The sequence below is a fragment of the Bradyrhizobium sp. 164 genome, from assembly GCF_023073715.1.
GTDB lineage: Bacteria > Pseudomonadota > Alphaproteobacteria > Rhizobiales > Xanthobacteraceae > Bradyrhizobium.
On record NZ_JADPKA010000076.1, the window covers coordinates 46,244 to 58,138 of the forward strand.

9 protein-coding genes and 1 pseudogene are annotated in these 11,895 nt (G+C 65.4%); 8 read left to right on the forward strand and 2 right to left on the reverse strand.

What is annotated here, in order from left to right; all coding sequences use genetic code 11:
* Window positions 1–7 precede the first annotated feature (7 nt).
* A complete protein-coding gene (locus tag IVB01_RS24185; protein ID WP_247494930.1) occupies window positions 8–1,627 on the reverse strand; it encodes an OprO/OprP family phosphate-selective porin in 1,620 nt (539 codons plus the stop codon).
* Between the two features lie 311 nt (window positions 1,628–1,938).
* On the opposite strand from IVB01_RS24185, the gene IVB01_RS24190 reads away from it, so the two are divergent.
* The 8 genes from IVB01_RS24190 (at window position 1,939) to IVB01_RS24225 (ending at window position 10,508) form a co-directional block, all read left to right on the forward strand.
* A complete protein-coding gene (locus tag IVB01_RS24190) occupies window positions 1,939–3,345 on the forward strand; it encodes a DegQ family serine endoprotease (protein WP_247276192.1) in 1,407 nt (468 codons plus the stop codon).
* The gene (locus tag IVB01_RS24195; RefSeq protein WP_247276193.1) at window positions 3,342–4,673 is read left to right on the forward strand and encodes a replication-associated recombination protein A; all 1,332 of its coding nucleotides are present in this window, start codon (window positions 3,342–3,344) and stop codon (window positions 4,671–4,673) included. Before IVB01_RS24190 ends, IVB01_RS24195 begins: the two co-directional genes overlap by 4 nt.
* 56 nt (window positions 4,674–4,729) lie before the next feature.
* Window positions 4,730–5,944 (forward strand): RluA family pseudouridine synthase, encoded by a 1,215-nt coding sequence (locus tag IVB01_RS24200; protein WP_247276194.1) that lies wholly within the window; start codon window positions 4,730–4,732, stop codon window positions 5,942–5,944.
* 139 nt (window positions 5,945–6,083) lie between these two features.
* Window positions 6,084–6,878, forward strand: a complete 795-nt coding sequence (locus IVB01_RS24205; protein ID WP_247416832.1) for an ATP12 family protein — start codon at window positions 6,084–6,086, stop codon at window positions 6,876–6,878.
* Between the two features lie 56 nt (window positions 6,879–6,934).
* Window positions 6,935–8,560 carry a flagellar hook-length control protein FliK gene (locus IVB01_RS24210; protein ID WP_247276196.1) on the forward strand — a complete coding sequence of 542 codons (1,626 nt, stop codon included), beginning with the start codon at window positions 6,935–6,937 and terminating at the stop codon, window positions 8,558–8,560.
* Entirely contained in the window at window positions 8,557–8,820 is a 264-nt protein-coding gene (locus tag IVB01_RS24215; RefSeq protein ID WP_247276197.1) for an EscU/YscU/HrcU family type III secretion system export apparatus switch protein, read from the forward strand. The genes IVB01_RS24210 and IVB01_RS24215 overlap by 4 nt, the downstream gene beginning before the upstream one ends.
* Window positions 8,821–8,969: 149 nt before the next feature.
* Window positions 8,970–9,788, forward strand: coding sequence for a class D beta-lactamase (gene blaOXA, locus IVB01_RS24220; protein ID WP_247276198.1), 819 nt, complete (start codon window positions 8,970–8,972; stop codon window positions 9,786–9,788).
* A gap of 63 nt (window positions 9,789–9,851) precedes the next feature.
* Window positions 9,852–10,508: a carboxymuconolactone decarboxylase family protein gene (locus IVB01_RS24225; RefSeq protein ID WP_247276199.1), complete on the forward strand. Its 657-nt coding sequence runs from the start codon at window positions 9,852–9,854 to the stop codon at window positions 10,506–10,508.
* Between the two features lie 152 nt (window positions 10,509–10,660).
* On the opposite strand, the pseudogene IVB01_RS24230 reads toward IVB01_RS24225, so the two are convergent.
* A pseudogene (locus IVB01_RS24230) lies at window positions 10,661–11,654 on the reverse strand (dienelactone hydrolase family protein).
* Window positions 11,655–11,895: the final 241 nt, after the last annotated feature.

Sequence of the window (11,895 nt, forward strand, 5' to 3'; positions counted from 1 at the left end):
GATTGCCTCAGAACGCGAACTGTGTGCGCATCGCGACGGCGTCGAACTTCGAGCCGACATCGGCGGTCGAGATCGGCGCGGCCTGCCGTGACACAGTTCCGTGCAGGTAGTCGAGCATGAAGCGGACGTTGCCGTTGACGTACCAGTTGAGCGCGAGCGTGTAGACCGTCTGCCGTCCGCCGGCGACGCCGTTGGCGGTTGCCAGCTGGTCGTTGAGATCGATGGTGGAGAAACGTCCCGCGATCTCCCAGGCGCCCCAGCCGCCACCGTCGAGCGAGAACGGGTGCGCCGGCTTGACGCCGCTATAAGCCGCGTTCGCCGCATTGTAGGTCCGGCCTTCGCCCGTCAGCACGTATCCGGCCTGGGCATAGCCGCCCTGGAATTTCAGGCTCGGTGCGCCGACCAGCGGCACGCCGGTATTGGCTGTGCGATCGACATTGTACCAAAAGTACTCACCCTGAACGATGAACGGGCCGTACGTCGCCGCTGCCTCGACGCTGTAGACCTGCGCGCCTGAGGCATTGGCGATAGCGCCGGTGGAGATCAGCGTGGTCGGGTCGAGACGCAATTCCGGACGGTCGCTGAGCGTGACCGTCTGCGTGTTGGCGATCAGGTTGCGCGGCGGCTGGATCAGCCATTGCGCGTCGGCGCCGATATGCACCGAATAGTCCTTGCCGCTGATCGGATTGCCGGCCACGCGCGCCACGGCGCCATATTGCTCGCTGGTACCGGGTGGTGCCGCGCTCGACGCGGAGTGGATCGCACCGGTCGACGGTCCCGTGACATAGCCGCCGATCCAGAGCTGGTCGTTGAACCAGCGCGCACCGGCTGCGGAGCGGAAGTCGCCGGCCGCGATGTTGGTGGCGATCACGCCGGGCGAGGCGCGCTCCATGAACATGATGTCGTTGGAGCTCGTCGCCTCGTCCATGGTGTAGGGCAGGTCCATGATGCCGGCCTCGATCGCCATCCGTCCGCCGAACGGCTTCAAGCCGGTGTAGCTGAGATAGGCGTTCTCGACCCCGGAGACGCCACCGCCCGGAAGGGATCCCGGCGCCGCGCCGCCAAATCCATCGGACGAGCCGCCGAAGTCGTAGACCAGCGCGAAGTTCCAGTCGTTGAAGAACTTGCCGGTCAGGCCGATGCGCGCGCGGCGAACGTTCTGGCCGCTGTCGAGCTTCTGCGGCACGGTCGCCGCGGTGTTTGGACGATAGTCATAACCACCGACATCCCAGTGCAGGCGGCTGGTGATGGCGACGCAATTGGCCTGGTCGGCGGTGCAGACAGTTGGCCGGTTGTTCGGCATCGTCACGACCACACCGGAGGCCGGCGCCGGTCCTTTGACGGGGATTGCCGCATTGGCGTTGGCAACGACGGCCTTTGCCTCCGAGCGCGCCTCGGCCTTGGCTTCAGCCTTCGCTTCGGCTCTGGCCTTCGCCGTAGCCGCCGTGTTCGCCGCGGTCTGGCTCTGGAGCTTGTCGAGCTTCTGCTCCAGCATCTTCAGCTGCTGCTTCAACAGCGCGATCTCCTGCTCGCTGCTGCTTACCGTTTGGGTCTGGGCTTGGGCCTGCGAGGCCGCCAGCGCGCCGGCGAGACCGATCGCCGTGGCCGCAATCCTTGTTCTGCTCATGTCATGACTCCATCGTTTGACGAACTTCCCCAAGTCGCTGGCGGAGCCTAGGTGTGATCGATGACTGCCCCGCGACGCTGCGCCCGGTTGCGCGGTTCCCACTGATGCCAATTCGCCGCAACCGAATCCGCTCGACACTACAATGGTGGATGACGCGCATCATGCCAATCCATCACTCTGGCAAATTGCCGCTTAGTACGCTGTGCTTGCATCTCGGACACCACGGGGAAGAGGCCGAATATTGCCGCCCGGCGCCCTTCTATTGGCGGGCGAACGCGCCTATATTCCGGCGTCTTTTCCAAGAGGTAGGAATGTTTCGATCGACCTGGAGCGCCGTCGTCGCGGCCCTGTGCATAGCGTTTTCAGCCCACTTCAATCCGACTGCTGCGCAGGACCGTCGGGTGCCATCGTCGCCGGCCGAGCTGCGGCTGTCCTATGCACCGATCGTGCAGCGTGTGCAGCCGGCCGTCGTCAACGTCTATGCCGCCAAGGTGGTGCAGAACCGCAATCCGCTGCTCGACGACCCGATCTTCCGCCGTTTCTTCGGCGTGCCGGGCCAGCAGCCCGAGCAGATGCAGCGTTCGCTCGGCTCCGGAGTCATCGTCGATGCCTCCGGCCTCGTCGTCACCAACGTCCACGTCATCGAGGGCGCGGACCAGGTGAAAGTGTCATTGTCGGACAAGCGCGAATTCGAGGCCGAGATCCTGCTGAAGGATTCCCGCACCGATCTCGCCGTGCTCCGCCTGAAGGACTCCAAGGAGAAATTCCCGACCCTGGACTTCACCAATTCCGACGAATTGCTGGTCGGTGACGTCGTCCTCGCCATCGGCAATCCCTTCGGCGTCGGCCAGACCGTGACCCACGGCATCATCTCGGCGCTGGCGCGCACGCAGGTCGGCATCACCGATTACCAGTTCTTCATCCAGACCGATGCGGCGATCAATCCCGGCAATTCCGGCGGCGCGCTGGTCGACATGAGCGGCAAGCTCGCCGGCATCAACACTGCGATCTATTCGCGCTCCGGCGGCTCGCAAGGTATCGGCTTTGCCATTCCCGCCAACATGGTGCGCGTCGTCGTCGCTTCCGCCAAGAGTGGCGGCAAGGCAGTGAAGCGGCCGTGGCTGGGGGCAAAATTGCAGGCGGTGACGCCCGAGATCGCCGAAAGCCTCGGCTTGCGTTCGCCGACCGGCGCGCTGGTCGCAAGCGTGGTGCCGAATGGCCCCGCGGCGAAGGCCGGCCTGAAATCCTCCGACCTCATCACCGGGATCGACGGCCAGATCGTGGACGATCCCAATGCCTTCGACTACCGCTTCGCAACCCGTCCGCTGGGCGGTACCGCGCAGATCGACGTGCAGCGCGGCAGCAAGCCGGTCAAGCTGACGGTGGCGCTGGAGACTGCCCCCGACACCGGCCGCAACGAGCTCGTCGTGACCGCGCGCTCGCCATTCCAGGGCGCGAAAGTCTCGACCATCACGCCGGCGCTCGCCGACGAATTGCATCTGGATGCCGACACCGAAGGCGTCGTGATCACCGATATCGGCGGCGATACCGCGGCCGCAAATGTCGGTTTTCAGAAAGGCGACATCATCCTGGCCGTCAACAACCAAAAGATCAGCAAGACCGGGGACCTCGAGAAGGCTGCCGGCGAGCGGTCGCGGATCTGGCGCATCACGCTGGTGCGCGGCGGCCAGCAGATCAACGTCACGCTAGGCGGATGAGTTCGAAGCGACCACAGGAGACGCCAACTCTCTTCGCCGCGGCGGGGCTCGATCACGACGCTCCACATCCGCTGCCGGACCGGCTGCGTCCGCGCGCGCTGTCGGAGGTTGTGGGCCAGGACCACATCCTCGGTCCGGACGGTGCGCTGACGCGCATGCTGGAGACGCGCACGCTCGGCTCGCTCATCTTCTGGGGGCCGCCGGGTACCGGCAAGACCACGGTGGCGCGGCTGCTGGCGGATGCAACCGACCTGCATTTCGAGCAGATTTCCGCGGTGTTCTCCGGTGTCGCCGATTTGAAGAAGGCCTTCGATGCCGCGCGCGCCCGCCGCGAGACGGGCAAGGGCACGCTGCTGTTCGTCGATGAGGTGCATCGATTTAATCGTGCCCAGCAGGATTCGTTTCTGCCTGTGATGGAAGACGGCACGGTGGTCCTGGTCGGCGCCACCACCGAGAATCCGTCGTTCGAGCTCAACGCGGCGTTGCTCTCTCGCGCGCGCGTCCTGGTGTTTCGCTCGCTCGATGCTGCCGCGATCGAAAAGCTGTTCGCCCATGCCGAGGCGGTCGAGGGCAAGAAGCTGCCGCTCGATGCCGAGGCACGCGCGGTTCTGGTGCGCATGGCCGACGGCGACGGACGTGCCTCGCTGACGCTCGCCGAGGAAGTCTGGCGCGCCGCGCGCAAGGACGAGATTTTCGACGCCGCGCAGCTGCAGGAGATTTTGCAGCGCCGCGCCCCGATCTACGACAAGTCGGCCGATGGCCATTACAACCTGATCTCGGCGCTGCATAAATCGGTGCGCGGCTCTGATCCCGATGCCGCGCTCTATTACCTCGCGCGCATGCTCGATGCCGGCGAGGATCCGCTGTTCCTGGCCCGCCGCGTCGTGCGCATGGCCGTGGAGGACATCGGGCTTGCCGATCCACAGGCGCTCGTCATCGCCAATGCGGCTAAGGACGCCTTCGACTTTCTCGGCCATCCCGAGGGGGAGCTCGCGATCGCGCAGGCCGTGGTCTATCTCGCCACCGCGCCGAAATCGAACGCGGTCTACACTGCCTTCGGCACGGCGATGCAGGTGGCAAAACAGGCCGGCTCGCTCCTGCCGCCAAAACACATCCTCAATTCCCCGACCAAGCTGATGAAGTCGGAAGGCTACGGCGCAGCTTACGAATACGACCACGACACGCCGGAAGCCTTCTCCGGCCAGGATTATTTCCCGGAAGCCCTGGGCCGCCAGACTTTTTATGACCCGCCCGAGCGCGGTTTCGAGCGCGAGATCAGAACACGGCTGGATTACTGGGCCAAGCTGCGCAAGGAGCGGGGTGGCTGAGGCCCAATCGCCATTTCGTCGTGACGAAAGGGCTCTTTTGGGATAGGCAGGCAGCCATGAGCCGCCGCATCAAGAGAATGAACCCAAAGCCCCGTTCGCGCGACGAGCGCGGTGACGCGCGTCCCTTCAAGGCGCGCAGCGCGCAGAAAGCGGGGCCGCGGCCGGGCGGCAAGGCAGCGAGCAAGCCGCCGCGCTTTGCAGGCGAGCGCGCCGAGCGGCGCGCACCCAAAGCTGCGCTGGAAAAGACCGCGCCGGAAAAGTCCGTCGAGGCATTGCTGCCGACCAAGGTGCAGACTGTCACCGTCACGGCCGACGAGAACAACATGCGCGTCGACCGCTTTCTCGAAGCACGCTTTCCCGGCCTGTCGTTCTCCCACATCCAGCGCGTCGTGCGCAAAGGCGAGCTGCGCGTCGACGGCAAGCGCGTCGACAGCAAGGACCGCCTGGAGGAGGGCCAGAGCGTCCGCATTCCGCCGCTGAAGCTCGACACGCCGAAGGCCGCCGGCCCACTCTCGGAAGCCGCGCAGAAGACGCTGGCCGCGCTGAAGGAGATGACGATCTGGGAGGACGATGACGTGCTCGTGCTCAACAAGCCCGCCGGACTTGCCGTGCAGGGCGGCTCGGGCATGACGCGGCACATCGACCAGATGCTGGAGGTGATGCGCGATTCCAAAGGCCAGAAGCCGCGCCTCGTGCACCGTATCGACCGGGAGACGTCGGGCTGTCTCCTGATCGCCAAGACGCGCTTTGCCGCCTCGCATCTGACCGGCGCGTTCCGCTCGCGGTCGGCGCGAAAGGTCTATTGGGCGCTGGTCCCGGGCCTGCCGAAGCCGAAGCAGGGCCGCATCTCGACCTTTCTCGCGAAGGAGGAGGGCGAGGACGACACTATCATGCGCATCGCCCAGCATGGCGATGAGGGTGCAAGCCACGCGGTGACCTACTATGCGATGGTCGAGACCGCCGGCAACAAGCTGACCTGGGTGTCGCTGAAGCCGGTGACGGGACGCACCCACCAGCTCCGCGCCCACATGGCCCATATCGGCCATCCCATCGTCGGCGACCCCAAATATTTCAACATCGAGAACTGGCAGCTGCCGGGTGGCTTGCAAAACCGTCTGCATCTCCTGGCACGCCGGATCGTCATTCCGCATCCGCGCGGCGGCGTGATCGACGCCACGGCACCACTGCCGCCGCATATGCAGCAATCGTGGAATCTGCTCGGGCTCGACGCAACCCGGTTTGATCCGATCGAGAACGCGCCGGAGGAGTAGGGCTAGGCGCCGGGGCCAGCCAAAGCCCGGCGAACGGGCCGCAATGCCCGCAAGTTCCCTTATGCCTGCCGCTCGCTTTGTCGCCCGCCGCCCTTATCTTTGAAAGCTTAGCACTCAGCGACCGGGACCGAAGACTCACATGCGCGAATTGTTCGAAGAAGCTGCGGGGCAACCCGCGTCGGATCCGCAGGAATCGGCGCGCGCCTCCGCGCGCGCGCCCCTGCGCAAGCGCTTCTACAAGGATGCCGGCGCAGTCGAGGCCGAGGGCGGTTTCGCCATCGCCCTCGACGGCAAGCCGATCCGCACGCCCTCCGGCCGCCAGGTGCTGATTCCCTCGCGCGAGCTCGCCGATGCGGTTGCTGCCGAATGGGCGGCACAGGGCGAGACGATCGATCCCGTGACCATGCCACTGACGCGGATCGCCAACAGTGTAGTCGAGGGTGTGATCGACCGGATCGATCTCGTCAGCGACGACCTCGCAAAATACTTCGAGACCGACCTGTTGTTCTATCGCGCCGGCCACCCCGAAGGGCTGGTTGCCCGCGAGGCCGCGCATTGGGACCCCGTGCTGTTTTGGGCCGCAGAGACGCTGGGCGCGCATTTCATCCTGTCCGAAGGCATCATGCATGTGAAGCAGCCGGACGAGGCGGTCAGGGCCGCGCGCGCCGCGCTGCCGGGGGATGCCTGGTCGGTCGCGGCGCTCCATATGGTGACAACGTTGACCGGCTCGGCGCTGCTGGCGCTGGCCCTGGCCCATGGCGTGCGCGATGCTGGGCAGGTCTGGGCCGCCGCCCATGTCGATGAGGACTGGAACATCGACCAATGGGGCGTGGACGAGGAAGCGGCCGCTCGCCGCGCCACGCGCCTGCGGGATTTCGAGGCCGCCGTGACGGTCTTGGCGACGGTAAAGCCGCAAGCACCGGAAGGTCCTTAACGAGAGGTTTACGAGGCGGCCTTAGGGTGGCGCCAGCATTCCCTGGGCCCTTCGAGATGCCGACGCCGATAAGCTCGATCGTTCCGATCAGCGCCGCCAGCCCTGTGGCTGACGCGGCGACGCCCGATCTCGTGCTTCAGGCCGGCAGCGTTGTCGACGCCAAAGTGGTCAGCGTGCTCGCCGACAATCTCGTGCGGATCGCAATCGCCAACCTTTCGATGGACGTGATGTCGGAAGTGGCGTTGTCGCCGGGGCAGAATCTCCAGCTCGCGGTGTCGCAGAACGACGGCACCATCCGGCTCGCCGTCGTCGTGGGCGGGGCAGACGGGGCGGCGTCCGATCAGATTACGCTGACGCCGGCTGCGGCCTCGCTGATGGATAGCCCGCCGCTTGCGCCGTCGACGAGCGCTGCGCGCAATACGCTGACGCCAGCGGAGCAGATTGCCGTCACTGCGGCGTCCGCCGAGGCCGTGACCAGGCAGGGCAGCCAAGCGCCGCTATTCGCCAATCTCGCCGCGGTCGTCGTCGGCAGCGATTTGCCGGCGGGGCTGAAGCAGGCCGTGCTGGACGTGCTGGCGCAGCAGACGCCGCTCAACGCCGGGCTCGACGGCGGCGATATCGAGACTGCCTTCCAAAAGTCTGGCCTCTTCCTCGAAGCCTCGCTGGCCGCCGGCCGCACGCCGGCGTCCGGCGCAACGCCCGATTTGAAAGCGGCGTTGCTCGTGCTGCGCCAGACGCTGGCCGCGCTCGGGACAACCTCGCCTCAGACGCAAGGCGCCGCCATTCCTGCCAGCGCCACGGGCACACCGCAGGTCAACGCCGCGCCGGCGCAGGCAGCAGGTGAGGCCGCGCAGGCCGCATTGTCGTCAGCGGCCCCCGATATTGCCCAAACGGCGCAACATCCGCGCGGCGCTAATCTCGCGGCCGCGGTCCTCGCCGACATGGCTGCCAAGGCGCCACAAATGGCGATGCCGCGAACCGTGACGGCCGGCCTTGCCGCCAGCCTCTTGCAGGAGATGACGCAGAACCTGCCGCGGATCATCGGCAACGTGCCCGGCTCCAACAAGGCCGTACCGGATGGCCACATCTTCGAGGTGGCCACCCATGCGACCGCGCCACCACCGTTCCGCGGCGCATTGCCGGTGCCCCAACCCATCGCCTCGCCATCGCTCGCGCCCGATACCCCGCTCGCTGCAACCGTGCACCGTCTGCTCGACGACACCGATGCCGCGATCGCGCGGCAGACATTGCTTCAGATCGCCTCGCTCCCTGATCGCGCCGATGCCTCCGGCCACCGCATCGACCCGGCCGTGCCGCAATGGAGTTTCGAAATTCCCTTCGCAACCCAACAGGGCACCGCGATGGCGCAGTTCGAGATCTCGCGCGACGGCGGCAACGAATCCGCCGATCCCGCCACGCGTGCCTGGCGCGCGCGCTTCTCACTTAATGTCGAGCCGGCAGGTCCCGTGCATGCGCTGATCACGCTGAGCGGCGACAAGACTTTTGTGCGGATGTGGGCGGAGCGGCCGGCGACGGCGCAGCAGCTCCGCGCCGGAATCGGTGAACTCAACCAGGCACTGACGAGAGCCGAGCTCAAGCCCGGTGATATCGTGGTGCGCGAGGGCACCCCGCCGCAACCGGCGCCGGCCCGCGCCGGACATTTCCTGGATCGGGCCACATGAGCGACGCCTCCAAGCTTGCGATTGCCCTGCACTACGAGAAGGGCACCAACGCCCCCGTCGTCGTCGCCAAGGGCAAGGGCACGATCGGTGAAAAGATCGTCGAGATCGCCAAGGCCCATGACATTCCGATCGAGGAGAACGAGGTCTTGGCCGGCGCGCTCTCCAAGCTCGAGCTCGGCGAGGAGATCCCTCCAGACCTCTACAAGGCCGTCGCCGAAGTGCTGGTGTTCGTGCTGCGGCTTTCGGGTCGCGGGCGGTAGAGCATGATCCGGACCCCGGAGGACCGCGTTAGCGCAAAGTGTGGAGCGGTCTTCCGAAAAAACATCGTGCTCAAGAAATAACCTGTCATCGTTTCACCAGATATCGGCGGCATTGTCGCGACCACTCTCATCATCATTGGATACCGCTCTTGCTGACCCGTCGTTCCACCCTCGGTCTGCTTGCCGCAGCCGCCACCGTGCCGTCACGCGCGCTCGCTCACGTCGCGCCGCCGCGCAACGAAATCCGCGACAGCTTGGCCAAACGCTTCACCGATCTCGGCACATCGGGCACCTTCGTCGGCTACAAGGTCGAGGACTATCTGATCGTCGCCAGCGACAAGGAGCGCTCGGGCGAGGGGAAGCTGCCGGCCTCGACCTTCAAGATTCCAAACTCGTTGATTGCGCTCGAGACCGGTGTGGTCACTGACCCCGACAAGGACGTGTTTCCCTGGGACGGCGTGAAGCGTCCGATCGAGGCCTGGAACAAGGATCACACGCTGCGGACTGCGATTGCAGTCAGTGCGGTGCCGGTCTATCAGGAGATCGCGCGCCGCATCGGCCAGCAGCGCATGCAAAAGTATGTTGACGAGTTCGACTACGGCAACCGCGACATCGGCGGCGGCATCGACCAGTTCTGGCTCACCGGGGCCTTGCGCATCGATGCCGTCGAGCAGATCGACTTCGTCGACCGGCTGCGCCGGCGCGCGCTGCCGATCAGCAAGCGCAGCCAGGATCTCGTCTGCGACATCCTGCCGGTGACCAAGGTGGGCGAAAGCGTCATTCGCGCCAAGTCCGGCCTGCTTGGTGCTGAGCGCGGCGAGCCGTCGCTCGGCTGGATGGTGGGCTGGGCCGAGAAAGGCGAAGCGCACACCGTGTTCGCGCTCAACATCGACTGCCGCGAGCCACGCCACATCGAAGCCCGCATGACGCTGACGCAAGCCTGCCTTGCCGATATTGGTGCGATCTAGCGCTACCGCGCTGGTGCCGCTCGACTAGCATCCTCCCGCCAAAGAAAACCGGGAGGATGGAAAATGAATGCAACGCCGCTCTGGCTGTCGTCGCTCACGCTTGCCGCAGCAAGCGGCTGGTTCGCTGCCACGATGTTTGCCGGCCCCGCCACCAGCAAGGAGCCACGGTTTCCGCAGCTCACCATGGATCAGCTCGACGCCAGGCAGAAGCCGCTCGGCGAGCAGATCATGAAGGTGTCGAGCGTCGGCATCGGCGGACCCTACAATTCGATGATCCGCAGCCCCGTGCTCGGCCAGCGCCTGTTCGACCTGTTCCACTATCTGCGCTGGGAGACCTCGGTCCCGGTCAAGCTCAACGAGTTCGCGATCCTGATCATCGGGCGTCAATGGCGGTCGCAGGTGGAATGGTACGCGCACGCGCCGCTGGCGGCGAAGGCAGGGCTGTCGGCCGACATCATCGCGGAGCTGAAGGCCAACAAGCGGCCGTCGAAGATGGCCGATGACGAGGCGGTGGTCTACGACTTCGTCACCGAGCTCACCACCACCAAGAAAGTCACCGACGAGACTTATGCGCGCGCGAAGAAGGTGTTCAACGACCAGCAGATTGTCGATCTCACTGCAGTTGCCGGCAATTACGTGATGGTCGCGATGCTGCTGGCAATGGCCGAGGAGACGGTGCCGCCTGGCAAGGAGGAGCCGTTCAAGCCAGGGGAGCCGTAAGGCTCGCCATTGCGAGGAGCTCGCGACAAACTGCAGTACCGTAGGGTGGGCAAAGGCACGCAGCGCCGCGCCCCACCTTCGTCTCATGACTGTGATTGGTGGGCACGCTCCGCTTTGCCCACCCTACGAGAGCTGGGGCGGAGCAAACAGTCTCACCCCAATTTGAACAGCACCTGCAAAAACTCCTCCACGGCCTTGCGCGCTTCGGCGGCTGTCTTCGGATTGCCGCCGACATGCGGGTTGAGCTCGACACAGGCGTCCTTGTAGGAGAAGGGCGCGTTGGTATCGCCGTTCATCAACACGCCGCCGTCACCTTCCTTGATATGGCAGTTGCGCACGGTTTGCGCGTTGGCGGACACAGTGACGGTGTTGAGGCCGAGCAGGCCGCTGTCGAACCCATGTGCACTGTCAGGATATTCGGTCAGCACCACGTCGCCCGACCGCCTTGAGCCGCTCGACGAAAGCCCTGCAGCTTTTCACGGGATTGTAGTCGTCGGGCGCGCCGTGGAAGATGCGGATCGGTCGCGCGACGACTTCGCTATCGCCAACATAGGTCGTCGAGCAATCCGGATAGAACGGGATATAGGCCGCGAACTGGATGCCTGACTTATTCCACAGCTTGTTGAAGCGCTCGAGGCTCGCATAGAGCGTCGCCTGTCCGCCGCGTGAAAAGCCCATCAGCACGATGCGGTCAGGATCGACGCGGGGATGCTTCGCCAAAATCTCCAGCGACCGGTAGATGTCCACGATCAAATTGAGTCGGCCCAGCAAGGCCTGGTTCGGCCCGACCACCGTCAGGCCGCGCCCTGTAAAGCCGTCGATCACGAAGGTGGAGATGCCCATAGCGTTGAACGCGTGCACCCAGGCTTCCGTAGTGGCGCCGACGCCGCTCGAGCCGTGCATCAGCACCACGACGGGGAGTTTTCCGGTCCCTTGCGCGACACGCAGTTCGCCCGCGACCGTCACCGGCTTGCCGGCCGCCGCATCACCACTGAGGAATTGCTGGTCGGAGAGGGTGAGCGAGGGGATCGGGTAGATCTCGGCGCGGGTGGCGACCTCTTTCGGAAGCGATTGTGCGTTGGCGCCAATGCCCGCGAACAGAGTCGATATAAAGAGCGCCACAGCAACGCGGAATGCCCTCGGCATCGGATCTCCTCTCAGGATTTTGATCGGGTGCAACAACAGGCTCGCGCGCTGGGACGATCATCGTGGACATTGCGCGATGCTTGCGCCAGACATGAGGACCGCCGCCGTACCAACTCGGCTCACGCAACATTGGCGCCTGATCGTGGGTTCGGAGCAAGCCTGAATCGGCTGGCCTGGTCAACCGGGCTGGACGGCAATTTGCGGGCGACGGCCAGGATCGGGCGCTCCCGCCGAGAGGGGC